15 protein-coding genes are annotated in these 17093 nt (G+C 72.1%); 6 read left to right on the top strand and 9 right to left on the bottom strand.

Going from position 1 to position 17093, the window contains the following annotated elements; all coding sequences use genetic code 11:
* Positions 1-356 precede the first annotated feature (356 nt).
* From mltG to E5N76_RS25185, 5 genes are all read right to left on the bottom strand, one after another.
* Complete coding sequence (mltG, locus tag E5N76_RS25205; RefSeq protein WP_235907878.1) at positions 357-1367, bottom strand: endolytic transglycosylase MltG; 1011 nt, start codon at positions 1365-1367, stop codon at positions 357-359.
* Positions 1364-2644: a beta-ketoacyl-ACP synthase II gene (gene fabF / locus E5N76_RS25200; RefSeq protein WP_268921329.1), complete on the bottom strand. Its 1281-nt coding sequence runs from the start codon at positions 2642-2644 to the stop codon at positions 1364-1366. The genes mltG and fabF overlap by 4 nt, the downstream gene beginning before the upstream one ends.
* An 89-nt stretch (positions 2645-2733) precedes the next feature.
* Positions 2734-2970 (bottom strand): acyl carrier protein, encoded by a 237-nt coding sequence (locus tag E5N76_RS25195; protein WP_149540363.1) that lies wholly within the window; start codon positions 2968-2970, stop codon positions 2734-2736.
* A gap of 383 nt (positions 2971-3353) precedes the next feature.
* Entirely contained in the window at positions 3354-5036 is a 1683-nt protein-coding gene (locus E5N76_RS25190) for a methyl-accepting chemotaxis protein (protein WP_187830392.1), read from the bottom strand.
* Positions 5037-5207: 171 nt separating this feature from the next.
* Positions 5208-5693 (bottom strand): Lrp/AsnC family transcriptional regulator, encoded by a 486-nt coding sequence (locus E5N76_RS25185; protein WP_149540359.1) that lies wholly within the window; start codon positions 5691-5693, stop codon positions 5208-5210.
* A 153-nt stretch (positions 5694-5846) separates the two neighbouring features.
* Here E5N76_RS25185 and E5N76_RS25180 point away from each other — a divergent pair, with 153 nt between their 5' ends.
* Positions 5847-6245, top strand: coding sequence for a nuclear transport factor 2 family protein (locus E5N76_RS25180; RefSeq protein WP_187830391.1), 399 nt, complete (start codon positions 5847-5849; stop codon positions 6243-6245).
* Between the two features lie 157 nt (positions 6246-6402).
* On the opposite strand, the gene E5N76_RS25175 is transcribed toward E5N76_RS25180, so the two are convergent.
* The gene (locus E5N76_RS25175) at positions 6403-8100 is read right to left on the bottom strand and encodes a transglycosylase domain-containing protein (protein WP_235907877.1); all 1698 of its coding nucleotides are present in this window, start codon (positions 8098-8100) and stop codon (positions 6403-6405) included.
* A gap of 551 nt (positions 8101-8651) precedes the next feature.
* On the opposite strand from E5N76_RS25175, the gene E5N76_RS25170 reads away from it, so the two are divergent.
* From E5N76_RS25170 to E5N76_RS25150, 5 genes are all read left to right on the top strand, one after another.
* Positions 8652-9668, top strand: coding sequence for a methyltransferase family protein (locus E5N76_RS25170; RefSeq protein ID WP_207792107.1), 1017 nt, complete (start codon positions 8652-8654; stop codon positions 9666-9668).
* Between the two features lie 9 nt (positions 9669-9677).
* Positions 9678-10661: a Bug family tripartite tricarboxylate transporter substrate binding protein gene (locus E5N76_RS25165; protein ID WP_187830390.1), complete on the top strand. Its 984-nt coding sequence runs from the start codon at positions 9678-9680 to the stop codon at positions 10659-10661.
* A 621-nt stretch (positions 10662-11282) separates the two neighbouring features.
* Positions 11283-11960, top strand: coding sequence for a DNA-3-methyladenine glycosylase family protein (locus tag E5N76_RS25160; RefSeq protein ID WP_149540351.1), 678 nt, complete (start codon positions 11283-11285; stop codon positions 11958-11960).
* A gap of 522 nt (positions 11961-12482) precedes the next feature.
* On the top strand, positions 12483-13454 hold the full coding sequence (locus E5N76_RS25155) for a metallophosphoesterase (protein WP_149540349.1): 972 nt from the start codon (positions 12483-12485) through the stop codon (positions 13452-13454).
* 97 nt (positions 13455-13551) lie between these two features.
* Entirely contained in the window at positions 13552-13884 is a 333-nt protein-coding gene (locus E5N76_RS25150) for an FKBP-type peptidyl-prolyl cis-trans isomerase (protein WP_149540347.1), read from the top strand.
* A 134-nt stretch (positions 13885-14018) separates the two neighbouring features.
* Here the strand turns inward: E5N76_RS25150 and E5N76_RS25145 are convergent, their stop codons facing one another.
* The 3 genes from E5N76_RS25145 to E5N76_RS25135 form a co-directional block, all read right to left on the bottom strand.
* Positions 14019-14774 (bottom strand): alpha/beta fold hydrolase, encoded by a 756-nt coding sequence (locus E5N76_RS25145; RefSeq protein ID WP_235907876.1) that lies wholly within the window; start codon positions 14772-14774, stop codon positions 14019-14021.
* Positions 14775-14866: 92 nt separating this feature from the next.
* Entirely contained in the window at positions 14867-15784 is a 918-nt protein-coding gene (locus E5N76_RS25140; RefSeq protein ID WP_235907875.1) for a DMT family transporter, read from the bottom strand.
* Between the two features lie 190 nt (positions 15785-15974).
* The gene (locus E5N76_RS25135) at positions 15975-16982 is read right to left on the bottom strand and encodes an NAD(P)H-quinone oxidoreductase (RefSeq protein ID WP_149540345.1); all 1008 of its coding nucleotides are present in this window, start codon (positions 16980-16982) and stop codon (positions 15975-15977) included.
* Between the last annotated feature and the right edge of the window lie 111 nt (positions 16983-17093).

The following is a 17093-nucleotide window of genomic DNA, read 5'->3' as shown; positions in this document are numbered from 1 at the left end:
CGGGCCACTGACCTTGTTTTCAGTGGCCTGCTTGTCTGCGGCATTCGCCGGAATTCCAGCAAACTTCGCAGGCAGGACACTGGAGCAATCTCCGATCAGGCGGGATCGCCTGGATTTCTTGCTCTGGGAAAAATGATGCCTGGCAGGAGGCCCATCGCGGGCAGTGCCCGCGATCCTATACCTCCGCCGGCCGGGGTTGCCGGCCCTGCCGGCAACGCCTCCCCGGGGGCCCTGCCCTGAGTCTTTCCGCACAACGGTTCAAACGGCCGACTCCGGCGGGGTCCGGGGCCAAGCCTTGGCCCCGGCGGGGTGCAAGGGGCAGCGCCCCCTGCCGGGGGGTCGGGGGGCGAAGCCCCCTACCTCGCCACCGGCTGCGGATTCTCCGCCCTCTTCCGCTCCACCTCGCGCCATCGCGCCACGTTGCGGTTATGCTCCTCCAGCGTCCGGGCGAAGGCGTGGCCGCCGCTGCCATCGGCGACGAAATACAGCTCGTCGCTCTCCGCCGGCCGCAGCACGGCGCGCAACGAGGCCAGCCCGGGCGCGGCGATCGGCGCCGGCGGCAGGCCGCGGTTGCGGTAGGTGTTGAAGGGGCTGTCCAGCTCCAGATCGGCGCGGCTCAGCCGGCGCTCCAGCACCCCGCCCTCGGCCGCCGCATAGGCCACGGTGGGGTCGGATTGCAGCGGCATGTTGCGCTTCAGCCGGTTGAGGAAGACGGCGGCGATGCGCGGCCGCTCCGCCGCCACCGCCGTCTCCCGCTCGACGATGGAAGCGAGGATCAGCGCCTCCCGCGGGCTGGCCAGGGGCAGGCCCTCGGCGCGCTCGGCCCAGGCTTCGGTCAGGGCAGCGGTCATCGCCACCTCCGCCCGCCGCAGCAGCGTGACGCGGTCATCGCCCCATTGATAGGCATAGGTCTGCGGCAGGATGCTGCCCTCGGCCGGCAGGGCGACCGGGCCCGCCAGCCCTTCCGCCGCCTCCACCAGCGCCAGGATCTGCCTGGCGGTCAGCCCTTCCGGAATGGTCAGCCGGCGCTGCACCGGGCGGGCGGTGCGAAGGATGTCCAGCACCTCGGCGAGCGACGCGCCGGGCGGGAAGGCGAATTCCGCCGCCCGCAGCGGCCCCGCCGCCTGGCTCCACCAGGCCGCCGCCAGGAAGGCACGCGGATCGCGGATCACCCCCGCCTCCGCCAGCAGCGCGGCGATGCGGTCCGCCCCGCCGCGCGGGATGACGAGCTGGGCCGGCGCGGCGAGCGGCCCGGGGGCGCGGTAGATCCGCTGCGCCTGCCAGGCGCCGAGGCCGGCCAGCACCGCCAGGGCGAGTGCCGTGCCGCCCAGCCAGCGGAGCAGCCTGCGCCCCGGCCCCGCCCTCAAGGCACCGCGCGGAAGACGATGCTGGCGTTGGTGCCGCCGAAGCCGAAGCTGTTGGAGAGGGCGACCTTGATCTTCCGCTCCTGCGCCACCTTGGCGACGCGGTCGATCGGCGTCTCGCGCGAGGGCCGGTCGAGGTTCAGGGTCGGCGGCGCCACCTGGTCGCGGATCGCCAGGATGGAGAAGATGCCTTCCACCGCGCCGGCGGCGCCGAGCAGATGGCCGATGGCGGATTTGGTGGAGGACATGGCGAGCCCCGAAGCAGCATCGCCCCAAAGCCGCTCCACCGCGCCGAGTTCCACGTCATCGGCGAAGGTGGAGGTGCCGTGCGCGTTCACGTACTGCACCTGCTCCGGCGCCACCCCGGCGCTGCGCAGGGCGGCGCGCATGGAACGGAAGGCGCCGCTGCCATCCTCCGGCGGGGCGGTGATGTGGTGGGCGTCGCCGGACATGCCGTAGCCGATCACCTCGGCGTAGATCTTCGCGCCGCGATTCTTCGCGTGCTCGTATTCTTCCAGCACGCAGACGCCGGCGCCCTCGCCCATGACGAAGCCGTCGCGATCCTCGGACCAGGGGCGGGAGGCCGCCTCGGGCGTGTCGTTGAAGGCCGTGCTGAGGGCGCGGGAGGCGCAGAAGCCGGCCATGCCCAGCTCGCACACCGCCGCCTCGGCGCCGCCCGCCACCATCACCTCGGCATCGCCGAAGGCGATCAGCCGCGCCGCGTCGCCCAGCGCATGCACGCCGGTGGCGCAGGCGGTGACGACGGAATGGTTGGGCCCCTTGAAGCCGTAGCGGATGGAGACGTGGCCGGAGGCCAGGTTGATCAGCGCCGAGGGGATGAAGAAGGGGGAAAGCCGCCGCGCCCGGCCGGAGGCGACGAGCTGGGAGGCGTCGTAGATCGTGGTGAGCCCGCCGATGCCGGAGCCGATCATCACGCCGGTCGCGGCGCGATCCTCCTCCTCCTCCGGCAGCCAGCCGCTATCCTCCACCGCTTCCGCCGCCGCGACGAGCGCGAGCTGGATGAAGCGGTCCATCTTCTTCTGGTCCTTGACCGGGATCCATTCGTTCAGGTCGAGGCCGCCCGTCGCCTTCGTGCCGGCCGGCACCTGGCCGGCGATCTTCGCCGGCAGCTCCGTCACGTCGAAGGCCTGGATGGCGGAGATGCCGCTTTCCCCCGCCAGCAGGCGCTTCCACACATGTTCCACGCCGAGCCCGAGGGGGCTGGCAATACCCATGCCGGTGACAACAACCCGCCGCGGCGCGGCGCCATTCGGGAACACGCTTGGCCTCTCCGTCTCTTCCCCTGGGACCGCTCTATCGGGTCCTACGGCGCGCCGGCCTGGCCTGGCCCGGCCTGCGCGCCTGGACCTCAGCCCTTCTGGCTTTCGATATAGGCGATCGCATCCTTCACGGTGGTGATCTTCTCCGCCGCGTCATCCGGGATTTCCACCCCGAAGGCCTCCTCGAAGGCCATGACCAGCTCGACAGTGTCGAGGCTGTCGGCGCCCAGATCGTCGATGAAGGAGGCGTCCTCGGTCACCTTGGCTTCATCCACGCCGAGGTGTTCGACGACGATCTTCTTTACCTTCTCGGCGGTCTCGCTCATCGGCTGCCAGTCTCCATGCTGCGGCGCGTCCCCCGGTCTCCCCAACGCCCGGACGCCGGAAATTGCGCCATCAGCGGCTGCCGAGGGCGGGCGGCGGGGTTAACACGGAACTCGGCGGGGGCCTAGGCGGAGAATCCGGGCAAAGCAAGCCCCCTTGCACCTGCCGCTGTCGCAGCCCGCCCCCGCCGGGCCGGTCACGATTTCCTGCCGGAGGTATCAGCGGCCTGCCGCGGGTCGCGGTTTCAACCGCCGGACGCAAGGCCTGCGCACCGGGGTCCAGGGGCTGGTTCAGTCCCCTGGCGGAGTGCGGGCGGAGCCTCCGCTTGGGACACCCGGGCGGCCCCTTCACCCTTCCCCTTTGATCCGGCGTGGTTTACCCGAACTCAGGCCGCCCGCACCCCGGTCAGGAACTCGCCCACCTGCCGCCGGAGCTGGGCCGCGCGCTCGGAGGTTTCGCTGGAGGATTGCCGCAGCGCCCCCGCCGCGCTGCCCGTCTCCTGCGCGCCGGCGGCCAGCTCGGCGACGATCCGCGTCACCTCCTGGGTCCCGGAAGCGGCATCGGCCACGGCGCGGATGATTTCCTGCGTCGCGCTGCTCTGCTCCTCCGCCGCCGCGGCCACCTGCACCGCGATATGGTCCACCTGGCCGATGGTGCCGGCGATGCCGCGGATGGCGGCGACGGCGCCGGCGGTTTCCGCCTGCATGGCGGCGATCTGGCTGCTGATCTCCTCCGTCGCCCTGGCGGTCTGGGCGGCCAGGGCCTTCACCTCGCTCGCCACCACGGCGAAGCCCTTGCCCGCCTCCCCGGCACGGGCCGCCTCGATGGTCGCGTTCAGCGCCAGCAAATTGGTCTGGCCGGCGATGTCGCCGATGAGGCGCACCACCTCGCCGATCCGCTGCGCCGCGGCGGAGAGGGAGGTGACGGCGGCATCCGTCGCCTTGGTCTCCTCCGCCGCCGCCCTTGCCACCCGGGCGGTCTCGGTGATCTGCCGCGTCACCTCGGCAATGGAGGCGCCGAGCTGCTCCGCCGCGCCGGCGACGGATTGCACGGAGGAGGAGGCCTGTTCCGCCGCCGCCGCCACGCCGCCCGCCTGGGCCTCGCCGCGCGAGGCGGTCTCGCGCAGCGATTCCGCCATGCCGTCCAGCGAGGCCATGGCGCCCTGCATCACCTCCAGCGCCCCGCTGGCGCTGCGGTCGAAGCCTTCGATCAGGCCGCGCAGCTTCTCCGCCCGCGCCGCCTCCGTCGCCCGCGCCCTGGCCGCTGCCGCATCCGCCGCGCGCTTGGCGAGCAGCGCCTGCTTGAACACCTCCAGCCTCTGGGCAAGCGCGCCCATTTCGGTGCGCGGCGGCAGGGCGGGCACCTCCACCTCCAGCTCGCCCTCCGCCAGCCTGCCCATGGGGGCGGCGATGGCGGCGATGCCGTGCCGCACCTCCCGCGCCATCAGCCAGCCGGCCAGCATGGCGACGGCCAAGGCCAGGCCCATGCCGGACCAGAGGATGAGCTTCGCCGTCCCGGCCTGCTCCGCCGCGACCGCGGATTCCTCCCGCCCGCCATCGGCATTCACCTGCACCAGCCGGTCGAGGAAGCGGGACATCTGGGAGAAGACCGGCCAGGCGCGTTCCTCGAACATCCGCATCGCCGGCGCATTCTCATTGCGGCGGGAGAGGGCGAGCACCTCCGAGGCCAGGCGCTGGTAGTCGGTGAAGGCGGCGCTGAAGCGCTCGTAATTCGCCCGTTCCTCCGGCGCCGCGATCACCTGGACATAGCTCGCCCGCGCCGCCTCGATCCGCGGCAGCAGCCCCTCGATCGCCCGGTCGTGCTCGGCAATCCGGGTGGCTTCGCCATTCATGATATGGAGCTGGACGGTGGCGCGATGCGCCTCGATCAGGGATTTGAGCTGGCCGAGCCGTTCGATGCTCGGCAGCCAATTCGCGTTCAGCTCGATGACGTGCCGGTTCAGCCCCTCGACCCGGCTGATCCCGACCCAGCCGATCGCGGCGACCAGCAGGGTGACCAGGGCGAAGGCGGCGGTGAGCTTCTCTCTTATCGCGAAACGGGCGAGCATGGCGGGTCCCTGCGCGGGTGATGGAAGCCCGACCATTCCAGAAATGCGTTGAGCGCGAATGAATTACGGGGGCGTCAGGGTGAAGGGCGGCGGCGCTGGCGATGCCCGGCATCCCGCTGCGCCCCGCAGCCCGGGAGCGGCCGCGGCCGGATCGGGCGCATCCCCGGGGCGCTACGGCCCCTGGAGATGGTCGAGCGGCAGCGGCGCCGCGGCCTTCAGCGTCTGAATCGCGATGTTGCTCTGCACTTCCCTGACGATCGGAAGTTCCAGCAGCTTGCCGACGAGGAAACGCCGGTAGTGCTCCAGGTCGGGAACCACGACCTCGAGCAGGTAGTCCGCCTGGCCGGCGATCATGTGGCAGGCGATGATTTCCGGCATCGCGACCACGGCGGCCTCGAACGCCGACGCCTGGTCATTGGCATGGGCGTCGATCTTCACGCCCACGAAGACGGTGAACCCAAGCCCGACCTGGCTGCGGCGAAGCATGGCCCGATAGGCATCGATATAGCCTTCCCGTTCCAGCCGCTTCACGCGGCGCAGGCAGGGCGAGGGAGACAGGCCGATCCGGTCCGCCAGCTCGACATTGGCCAGCCTGCCATCGGCCTGGAGCGCGGCGATAATCCGGCGGTCGAAGTCATCAAGCTGCGGATTTGGCATGAATCCCCACAATCCAGGACAGGAGGAGCAGGATATGGCGCCATACGGCGCCCGTCGGGCTGAATCCGCAAGGACATGCCATGCCCGCCCATGCGAGGCTCCGGCCTCGGGGGAGGAGACCGCACCCGCTCCTCGCCAGCCAGGGGAACGGGCATGACCACCGCGATGACGATCAGCGATGAGGCCGCGAGCTTTGCCGGCTACGAGGCGATTGCCGCGACGTTGCAATGGTATATCGACGGCGCCCAGAGGGGAGACAGCAGCCTGATGCGCCGCGCCTTCCTGGACGGCGCCAGTATTCGTGGCAGCTATGGAGGGAAGCCAGCGGACTGGACGCTCCAGGCCTTCTGCGAGTTGATCGACAGGGGCGGTGCCGCGCCGGATCTGCAGGCGCGAATCGTTGCCATCGAGTTTGCCGGATCAGCCGCGATGGCGCGCCTCGAAGCCGCGAATTGGCGCGGGACCCGCTACACGGATTTCTTCGTCCTGGTCATGCGCGATGGCGTCTGGAGGATCAGCAGCAAGGTCTTCTTTTCGCACGCACGCGCCTAGCCCTGCCCGCGAAGTTCGCTGGATTTCCAGCGAACGCAGCGGACAGGCAGGCCACTGAAAACAAAAGCTGGTGGCCCGACGTCCGCAGGACTTCGGAAGCGGGACACTACCTGAGAGCAAACACCGATCATGTGGAATCACCTGATCGGAGTTTGCTCTAACGCCCCGGCCCGGCGGCCTGCTCCGCCACCTCCCGGAACAGCCTGGCCGGCAGGCTGCCGCCGGCCACCTCCGCCATCGGCCTGGCATCGTCATTGCCCAGCCAGACGCCGATGACGAGGCCGCCCACCCAGCCGATGAACCAGGCATCCCGGTAATCCTGGGTGGTGCCGGTCTTCCCCGCCACCACCCGCCCGGGCAGCGCCGCGGCGCGGCCGGTGCCGCGCGCCACCACCGCTTCCAGCATGCGCCGCAGCGCCGCGGCCTGCTCCGGCGCCACCACCCGCGCCACCGCCCGCCGCGGCAGCGCGGCGCCATTGGCGGCGGCCAGGCCGTAGGGGGCGACGCGCAGCCCGCCATTGGCGAAGGCGGCATAGGCGGCGGCGAGGTCGAGCAGCGTCACCTCCCCCGTGCCGAGGGCGAGGGAGGCGTCGTTCGGGAAGCGTCCCGCCAGGCCCAGCCGCCCGGCCAGCGCCACCGCCGCCCCCGGGCCGCCGGCCCGCAGCAGCACCCTGACCGCGGCGGTGTTGACGGAATGCGCCAGCGCCTCCTCCAGCGTGATCTCGCCGCGCGGCCGCCAGGCGCCATTGCCGGGCGACCAGCCGCCGAGGCTGAGCGGCCCGTCCGCCACCAGATCCTCGGGCGAGAAGCCGTGCTCCAGCGCTGCCAGATAGATCAGCGGCTTGAAGGCGGAGCCGGGCTGGCGCCTTGCATCGGTGGCGCGGTTGAAGGGGCTGGCGCGGTAGTCGCGGCCGCCGACCATGGCGCGCACCGCGCCGCTCGCCGCCTCCAGCGCGATGACGGCGCCCTGGGTGACGCCGGCTCGCGCCCCGGGGCCGGCCAGCAGCGCCTCCAGCCGCGCCTCCGCCACCGCCTGCAGCCGGGGGTCCAGGGTGGCGCGCAGGGTGAGGTCGCCATTGCCGGGGAAGGCCTCGGCCAGGTCTTCCAGCGCCCAATCGGCGAAATAGCCGGCGCCGGTGCGGGTCTGCGGCGGCAGGCGGATGCGGCCGAGCTCGGCCTCCATCGCCGCCTGGCTGAGGACGCCGGCCGCCACCATGGCCTCCAGCACCTCCGCGGCGCGGGAGACGGCGAGGTCCGGCGAGGCGCGGGGATTGTACCGCGACGGCGCCTTGGGCAGCCCGGCCAGCAGCGCGGATTGCCACAGCGCCAGCCGCCGCGCCGGAATGCCGAAATAGAGCCGGGAGGCGGCATCCACCCCGAAGGCGCCGGCGCCGAGATAGACCCGGTTCAGATAGATCTCCAGCAGCTCGTCCTTGCTGAAGCGGCGTTCCAGCCAGAGGGCGAGCAGGGCCTCCTGCGCCTTGCGGCGGAAGCTGCGCGCGGGGGTGAGGAACAGGTTCTTGGCGAGTTGCTGGGTGACGGTGGAGCCGCCCTGCACCACCTCCCCCGCCCGCCAATTGGCGAGGGCGGCACGGGCCAGGCCGACAGGGTCAATGCCGAAATGGCTGCGGAAGCGCCGGTCCTCCACCGCCAGCAGGGCGGCGGGGAGATGCGGCGGCAGGTCGCGCAGCCGGACTCTCTCCCCGTAGAGGTCGCCCTGGGTGGCCAGCAGCGTGCCATCGGCAGCGACCAGGGTGACGGCGGGGCGACGCGTCGCCTCCGGCATGGCGTCCGGGCGCGGGAGGTCCCAGGCCAGGGCCAGAACCAGCCCAGCCAGCACCACCCCGCCCCACACGGGGAGCAGGATGAGCCAGCGCAGCCAGCGCCAGCTTGCGGGGGGCCTGGGTGGCGGGGCAGCACGCCGCGGCGCCGGCGCGGCCCGCGGGGGGGCGGGGCGGCGACGGGACCGGGCGGCCGAGGCCGGAGGCATGCAGGCGGAAGCTAGACCAGATCCGCCGCTGCCGCCATGGGCGGGCTCCGCCCGGTCCATGGCGAGGGAACAGGCAAAAGGGAGGAAAATCGGGGGTGCTGCCCCCCGAACCCCTCCCCGGACCCCGGTGGGGGTCTGGACCCCAGGGCTGACCCTGCAAACCCAAGGCCAGACCGTATCGCTCTGCCCGTGGCGGGCCGTTAAGGAGCCGGACCGGGCGCGCATGCTCAGGCCGATCGCCGGCGGGCATCCTGCCTGCAAAATCGCGGATTTCCAGCGAAGGGAGCGGGCCGGCAGACCCCACGGCCTTCGCTTCGGCAGGGGTGGAGCTGGCTTTTGCCCTCTCCTCCTGAGCCGGTGCCCGTCGCGCGCGTTAACGGCTGTGGCCCGGCCACCGAAGGGCGGATACCCGGCAGATGCAGGTCACCGAACCCGATCCGATGTCGCGGCCAGCGGCCATCGCCTACGCCATCATCCTGCCGCTGGCCCTGCTGGCGCTCATCTTCATCCCTGCCGGCCGGCTCGACTGGCGGCCGGGCTGGGTCTTCATCGGCTTCCTCCTCATCGCCTTCGGCGCCTCGGCCTGGGTGCTGGCGCGGGTGAATCCCGTCATCTTCCGGGCCCGCAGCCGCTTCCAGCCCGGCACGGAGCGGTGGGACTTGCTCCTCGTCGCGCTGATCTGCGCCGGCATGACCGCCGAGATCCCCCTCGCCGCCCTGGATGCCGGCCGGATGCGCTGGTCCGCCATGCCGCTGCCCTGGGTGATCCTGGGCTATGCGCTGCTTTGCGCCGGCATCGTGCTCGGCACCTGGGCCCAGGCGGTCAACCGCTTCTTCGAACCCGGGGTACGCCTGCAGCGGGAGCGCGGCCAGCGCGTCGTCACCGCCGGGCCCTACGCCCTCATCCGGCATCCCGGCTATGCCAGCGCCATCCTGGTCTTCGCCGGCCTCGCCCTGGCGCTGGCCTCCTGGTGGGCGCTGCTCCCGGCGGGCTGGGCGACGGCGCTGCTGATCCTCCGGACGCGCTGGGAGGACGCCGTGCGGTGCCGTCGCCGGCATCGCCCATCTCATGATCCTCCGGACGCGCTGGGAGGACGCGCTGCTGCATGCCCGGCTCGAGGGTTATGCCGACTATGCCAGGCGCACCCGGTTCCGGCTGGTGCCGGGCCTCTGGTGAGGCCGCCCGGCGCCACGGCCCGGCCGCAGGCCGGCGCCGCGCCCCGGGCGGAGGCGGCCGCTTGGGCAATCCGACATCCCGGCGCTAGTGTCCCGATTCCGCAGTCCTGCGGACTTCGGTCTCGGGCCACCAGCTTGTGTTTTCAGTGGCCTGCTTGCCCGCTGCCCTCGCTGGAAATCCAGCGAAGACAGCGGCAGGACACTAGTATGATCCGGCGCCGTCCGCGGCCGGCCCGGCCGGCCTCCCTTCCCGCATGAGGAATGTCCATGCTGCACCGCCGCACCCTGCTGGGTGCCACTGCCCTGCTCGCCACCCCCTTGGCCACCTCCCTGGCCACCCCGGCCCTGGCGCAGGCACCCTACCCCAACCGGCCGCTGCGCCTGATCATCAGCTACCCGCCGGGCGGCGTGACGGACATCGTCGGCCGCATCCTGGCCGAGCCGCTGGGCCAGCGCCTGGGCCAGCCGGTGGTGGTAGAGAACCGGGCCGGCGCCGGCGGCAATATCGGCGCCCAGGCCGCCAGCGCCGCCGAGCCGGATGGCTACACCCTGCTGGTCGGCACCGCCGCCATGTTCGGCGTGAACCCGCTGCTCTACGCCCAGTCCGGCGTGGATCTGGTGCGGGATTTCACCCTGCTCGGCACCATCAACGACATGGCCAATGTGCTCTCGGTGAACCCGAAGCGGCTGGACGTGTCCTCGGTGGCGGAGCTGGTGGCGCGGGCCAGGCGCGGCGGGCTGATCTATGGCTCGGTCGGCAATGGCTCCTCCTCGCATCTCTGCGCCACGCTGCTGCAGCGGCTGGCGGGGTTCGAGGCGACGCATGTGCCCTATCGCGGCTCCTCCCCGGCCGTCGCCGCCATGCTGGCGGAGGAGGTGGATTTCCTCTTCGACACCACCGCCACCTCCACCCCGCAGATCCAGGCCGGCAGTTTCCGGGCGCTGGGCGTTTCCACCCCGACGCGCGCTTCCGCCCTGCCGGAGGTGCCGACCATCGCCGAGGCGGGGGTGGAGGGCTACGCCGTCTCCGTCTGGAACACGCTGCTGGTGCACAAGAAGGCGCAGGCGCCGGTGGTGGCGAAGCTGCGGGAGGCGTTCGGCCAGGCGATGGATGCCCCCACCCAGGCCAAGCTGCGCGCCAGCTTCGTCGATCCGCTGCTCGTCCCGCCGGCCGAGCTGGATGCCTGGCTGCGCAAGGAGCAGTCCACCTGGCTGCGCATGGCCCGCGACGCCCGCATTGCTATCGACTAGCGCGTGATCGGTTGAGGTCGAATCGACCGAAACCGTGAATCACGCGACCGAACAAAGAGCTAGAGCGGGGCGGGTGAGCGCAGCTCAACCGATCCCGCGCTAGAGCAGATCGCCGGAGGGCGGCATCGCCCGGAGGCGTGAAGCTGCTCTACCATCCATAAGCTAGAGCGGCTTCGCGCTGCACAGTCAGCGTGAAACCGCTCTAGCGTCCTGCCCGCGAAGTTCGCTGGACCTCCAGCGAACGCAGCGGACAAGCAGGCCACTGAAAACACAAGCCAGTGGCCTGAGAACGACACCCGCAGGACTTCGGAAGCGGGCCACCAGATCTCCATGGCGGCGCTGCGCGCCGCCCCTTGAGGGTCCCGGGAGGCCGTTCCTCGCCCGCTCTCGCACCGGCTGAAGCGGCCAGGCCGCTTCAGGGCAAGGGGCGGCCGGACGGCAGGATGCCCGTCGCTCCCGCCCCGGCTGCCGGGCAACGCCACCGAGCGCCGCCGCGGCGGCCCACGGCCCCGCCCAGCCTGCCGCGGCAACGGGCAGCACGGGCCGCCAAGTACACTCTTTGTTCCCTCCGCCCGCTTGCGCTAGCATCCCCGGGCGAGGGAGTCGGGGGGCAGGACAGGCATGGTCGAGATCGTCGCTACCGGGGCTCCGCCGGCCGCTGCCTCCGCCGGCTGGGCCAAGGCGGAGCGCGCCCTGAAGCGCGACCCGGTGCTGAAGCGGGTCGTCAGGCAGATCGGCCCCTGCACCCTCTCGGTGACCGAGCGCGAACCCTATGAGGCGCTGGTCCGCGCCATCGCCCATCAGCAGGTGCATGGCCGGGCGGCGGAGGCGATCCTCGGCCGCTTCCTCGCCCTGCATCCCGGCCCCTTTTTCCCGCCGCCGGAATGGGTGCTGGCCCTGCCGGTGGAAGCGATGCGCGGCTGCGGCTTCTCCCAGTCCAAGGTCGCCGCCATCCGCGACATCGCGGAAAAGGCCGTCGGCGGGCTGGTGCCGACGCGGGAGGGCGCCGCCCGCCTCTCCGACGAGACCCTGATCGAACGCCTGGTCGCCATCCGCGGCGTCGGCCGCTGGACGGTGGAGATGCTGCTGATCTTCACCCTCGGCCGGCCGGATGTGCTGCCGGTGGATGATTTCGGCGTGCGCGAGGGCTGGCGCGTCGCCGCCGGGCTGGAAACCCAGCCCAAGCCCAAGGAATTAGCCGAGATCGGCGCCGCCTGGTCGCCCTGGCGCAGCATCGCCGCCTGGTATCTCTGGCGCGCCGCGGATGCGGCGAAGCGCAGCACCTTCAAGCCGCAATGAAGGCAGGCCGCAATGAAGGCGGAGTCCGGAACGGCCGCTACCCTGCTGCACATGCCGCACATACAAGGCTGGACGTAGCGCCCCGCGCGCCGTAAGCCGGCGGCGCCGGGGCCCGGCGGCGATTCATTTTCCGTCAGCCAGGTCTGGGCCATAAAGGGGGAACCGCTCATCGCCGTCGCCCATTCGGCGCCGGCCCCGCCACCGCCGCCCTGGCGCGGCGTGCCATGGGGCCGCGCCGGCGGGGTCATGCGCCGGCAGGCAGGCCCGCCGCCCCCCGGGGCAGGCGGGCTGGCCGGGATGGCCTCTGCCAGCCCCGCCGGGGCAAGGCGCTTCCGGCCGCATGGCGGGCGGCCACCCTCCTGGGGGGCGGACCAACGCCCTGCCGCCGAGGGGTCCCGGCGCTGTGCGGGACCGCAGGCCACCGGCCCCCAGAGGGTCGCTGGCCCGCGCGGCAAGGGTCGCGGGGGGTGACGGGTTCGGAACAGGGGCAGGACAGGTTGCGCGGAGGCTTCGGGGTTCGGCATGGATGGTGATTGGGCGGCTTTCGCGCCCCTGGACGATTCAACGCAAAGCCGCGCCGCGCCGCCGGAAACCCGGCCGCGCGGCCTGCGCCGTCGCCGCCTGCTGCGCTGGGCGGCGAGCCTCGGCATCGGCGGCACCAGCCTGGCCGGCTATGCCGCGGCCTGGGAGCCGGGGCTGCGCCTCAAGGTGGTGCGCCACCGCCTGACCCCGCCCGGCTGGCCCACCGGCCGGAAACTCTCCATCGCCCTGATCGCGGACCCGCATTGCGGCGGCCCCCACACCCCCCTGGCCCGCCTGGCCCGCGCCGTGGCGCTGACCAATGCCCAGAAGCCGGACATGGTGGTGCTGCTGGGCGACTATCTGGCGGACCACCGCTTCGTCACCCAGCGCCCCAGCATGCGCCAGGTCGCCGATGTGCTGGCCGGCCTCCGCGCCCCCTTCGGGGTGCATGCCATCCTCGGCAACCATGATTGGTGGGAGGATGCGGAGACCCAGGCCAAGCGTGCCCCCCTGCCGCATTCCATCATGGCGGATTTCGCCGGGGCCGGCCTGCCCATCCTGCACAATGAGGTGCGGGCGGTGGAGCATGGCGGGCAGAAGGTCTGGGTCGCCGGCCTCGGCAGCCAATGGGCCTATGGCCGCCGCGGCACCTGGCACGGCACGGACGACCTGCCCGGCACCCTGGCCCAGGTGACGGACGCGGCGCCGGTGATCCTGCTGGCGCATGAGCCGGACATCTTTCCCCGCGTTCCCTCCCGCGTCGCCGTCACCCTTTCGGGCCACACCCATGGCGGCCAAGTGCGGGCCTTCGGCTGGTCGCCCATCGTCCCCAGCCGCTTCGGGAACCGCTTCGCCTATGGCGCGATTCAGGAGGGAGACCGCCATCTGGTGGTCTCCGGCGGCATCGGCAATTCCATCATGCCCGTGCGATTCGGCATGCCGCCGGAAGTGACGATGGTGGAGCTGGGCTGAACCGGCTACACCCTCCGCCCACCGTCAGAACGGGGTCACGCCGGCACCGCCGGCGAGTCGCCGCCTGGCCCGACAATGCTCCGAGGAGGGCTTCGGCATGATCGACCGCAAACTCGGCACCGGCGCGGAAGCCCTGCCCGGCCAGAATGTGGAAGTCCACTACACCGGCTGGCTGTTCGACGCCGCGGCGCCGGAGAACAAGGGCCGGAAATTCGACAGCTCCCGCGACCGGGACGAGCCTTTCGTGTTCCTGCTCGGCGCCGGCCATGTGATTGCGGGCTGGGATCAGGGGGTAGCAGGGATGAAGGTGGGGGGCGAGCGCACCCTCATCATTCCGCCGGAACTGGGCTACGGGGCGCGCGGGGCGGGCGGGGTGATTCCGCCGAACGCGACCTTGCTGTTCGAGGTGGAGCTGCTCGGAGTCGGGTGACGACAGGGGCTCCGCCCCTGAACCCAGGCAGGAGGCCCGTCGCGGGCAGTGCCCGCGACCCTGCACCTCCGCCGGGGACCGGACCGGTCCCCAGACCCCGGTCCGAGTCCTGACCCGTGGCTTGCAGCAGCCGCTCAGCCGGCCAGGAACGGCTCGATGAGGCCGAGGAACGCCTTCGGGTTTTCGGCGTGCAGCCAATGGCCGGCATCGGGCACCACGGCGAATTCCACGTGCGGGAACAAGGCGCGGAAGGCGGCGTGACTGGCCGGGCGGACATAGCCGGACCGCTCGCCACTCACCACCAGCACCGGGCCTTTATAGGGCGCGTCGAAATCCGGAAAGCTCTCGAGCACCGGCATCGCCGCGGCGATCTCCTCCAGCCCCAGGCGCCAGGCCGGCGCGCCCTCGCCAAAGCGGAGATTCTGCAGCAGGAAGCCCCGCTCCGCCGGGGAGTCCACGGCCGGGGCCAGGGCGGCATCGGCCTCGCGGCGCGTCAGCCCCGGCCGCAATTCCACCGCCTGCATCGCCGCCACATAGCCGCGCATGGCGGAAGGCGGATAGGTGACGGGCGCCATATCCGCCACCACCAGCCGCGTCACCCTCTCCGGCTGCGCCAGCGCCAGCGCCATCGCCACCTTGCCGCCCATGGAATGGCCGAGCAGCGCCATCGGCTCCCTCAGCCTCTCCGCCACCGCCGCCGCCATGGCCGGGTAGCTCATATCCGGGCTGTGCGGCGAGGCGCCGTGATTCGGCAGATCCACCGCCAGTACCCGATGCCGCGGCGCCAGCGCCTTCTGGATGGCGCCCCAATTCTGCGCACTGCCGAACAGCCCGTGCAGGATCGCCACCGGCGGGCCCTCGCCCATCTCCACCGCGTTCAGCATGTCCATGGCCCCGATCCATTGCCTCGGTTGGGGCAGGGCCGTGGCCATGCCCTTGTCGCCGCCGGCGGCGGTCCCGCCAGCCCCGGCGGCCGCCGGCCTTACCGTCCCGCCGGCCTCACCGCCGCCCGTCCAGAAGCCGCGCCCAGCGCCGCCAGCACCACGCTCGCCGCGATCAGCCCGCCGCCCAGCAGCAAATCCCAGCCCAGCGGCTCTCCCAGCCAAAGCGTGGAGAGCGTCACCCCCAGCGTCGGCACCAGCAGGAACCCCACCGAAGCCATGGTGCCCGAAAGCTGCCTTCCCGTCTCGATCGTTGCCCAGGTGCCGAGCGGCGCCGCCACCGCCCCCACGAACACCGCCTGCGGCCAGGCCGCCACGCCGATGCCCCCCGAAGGCTCCCGCCACAGCGCCAGCGGCAGCAGGAACAGCGCCGCCAGGGCGAAGCACCAGGGCAGCAATTCCATCGCCGAATGCGCCGGCGGGAAGCGCCGCGTGACCAATATGGCGATGGACCAGAACAGGCTCGCCACCAGCAGCATGGCATAGCCCGGCAGCAGCGCCAGCGTGCCGGCGGAGATGGTCCAGGGCTGCATCAGCACCACCACCCCGGCCAGCCCCGCCGCCACCGCCGCCCATTGCAGCGCCGCGACCCGTTCCCCCAGCACCCAGACGGAAAGCGGGATGAGCCAGAAGATGGTGACGCTGGCGAGGATCGCGGTGCGCCCGGCCGGGATGTAGTCCAGCGCCAGGTGCGACATGGCGAAGAAGCCGCCCAATTGCAGCAGCCCGATGGTCAGCACCGTCGGCCAGTCCCGCCGCACCGGCCAGGCGACGCGCCGCCGCAGCGCCAGCAGCAGCCCCGCGACCAGCGCCGCCATCGCCGCGCGGTTGAAGGCGAACCACAGCGGCGAGGCATGCGCCAGCGCCGATTTGGTGACCGGCCAGATGCCGCCGAACAGCACGACCGATATGGCGAGGTAGCCCAGCCCCTCGCGCAGCCGCAGCGGTGGTGCGCTCAAGCGGCGGCCCTGCCCCCTGCAGATCCCGGTCCCGGGCCGCGCGGAGTCGGCCGGCCACCGGCGACCAGGGCGGGTGGCCAAAGCCGGCGCTGCCCAGGGCAATGCGGTTCCGGGCCATGCGGTTCCGGGCCACGCGGTTCCGGGCCACGCAGCTCGGGGCAGCGCGCCGAAGGGCCGCGGCGCCGGGACATCAATCGGCGACCTGTAGCATGATCTTGCCGATATGCTGGCTGCTCTCCATCAGCGCATGCGCCGCCGCCGCGTCCGCCAGCGGGAACACCTTGAAGATCGGCGGGGCGCAGCGCCCCGCCTCCAGCAGCGGCCACACCTTCTCGCGCAGCGAAGCGGCGATCTCGCCCTTCTGCGCCGTGGTGCGCGGCCGCATGGTGCTGCCAGTCACCGTCAGCCGCCGCACCATCACCGGGCGCAGATCGGCCTTATCCACCTCGAACCCGCCGAGGAAGGCGATGATGACGAGGCGCCCATCCATCCGCAGGCAGCGCAAATTGCGGTTGAAATACTCGGCGCCCACCATGTCCAGCACGACATCGGCCAGCTTGCCGCCGGTGGCGTCCTTCACCGCCGCGACGAAATCCTGTTCCCGGTAATTCACCGCATGATCGGCGCCGAGCGCCGTCATCGCCGCGCATTTCTCCGCGCTGCCGGCGGTCGCGATCACCGTCGCGCCGAACGCCTTCGCAAGTTGGATGGCGGTGACGCCGATGCCGGAGGTGCCGCCATGCACCAGGACCGTCTCACCCTTCGCCAGCCGCCCATGGCCGAAGAGATTCGCCCAGACGGTGAAGAAGGTCTCCGGCAGCGCCGCGGCCCGCAGCGCGTCGTAGCCCTTCGGCCAGGGCAGGCATTGCGCCGCCGGCGCCAAGCAGTATTCCGCATAGGCGCCGCCATTGGTCAGGGCGCAGACCTTGTCGCCGGGCTGCCACGGCCCGGCCTCCGGGCCCGCGGCCACCACCTCCCCGGCGCATTCCAGGCCGAGCACCGGGCTGGCGCCGGGCGGCGGCGGGTATTCGCCCTTGCGCTGCGCGACATCCGGGCGGTTCACGCCGACGGCCATCACCCGGATCAGCACCTCATCCGCGCGCGGCTGCGGCAGCGGCGCGGCGGCCACCACCATCGCCTCCGGCCCGCCGCCCTTGCCATGGTCGATGAAGCGCATGCTGTCTGGCAGGTTCGGCATTCCGGCGTCTCCCTGTTATCCGCCCCCTGGGGCGCTCCACCAATCGGCGCGGCACGGGCCGTCGTCAAGCGCAGCGGCAGAAGAGCGGCGGCGGGGGTTGCCACGAGCAGC

Source organism: Siccirubricoccus phaeus, from assembly GCF_008360935.1.
Lineage (GTDB): Bacteria > Pseudomonadota > Alphaproteobacteria > Acetobacterales > Acetobacteraceae > Siccirubricoccus > Siccirubricoccus phaeus.
Note: the sequence above shows the minus strand (reverse complement) of the source record. Positions and strands in the feature narration are given on the sequence as shown.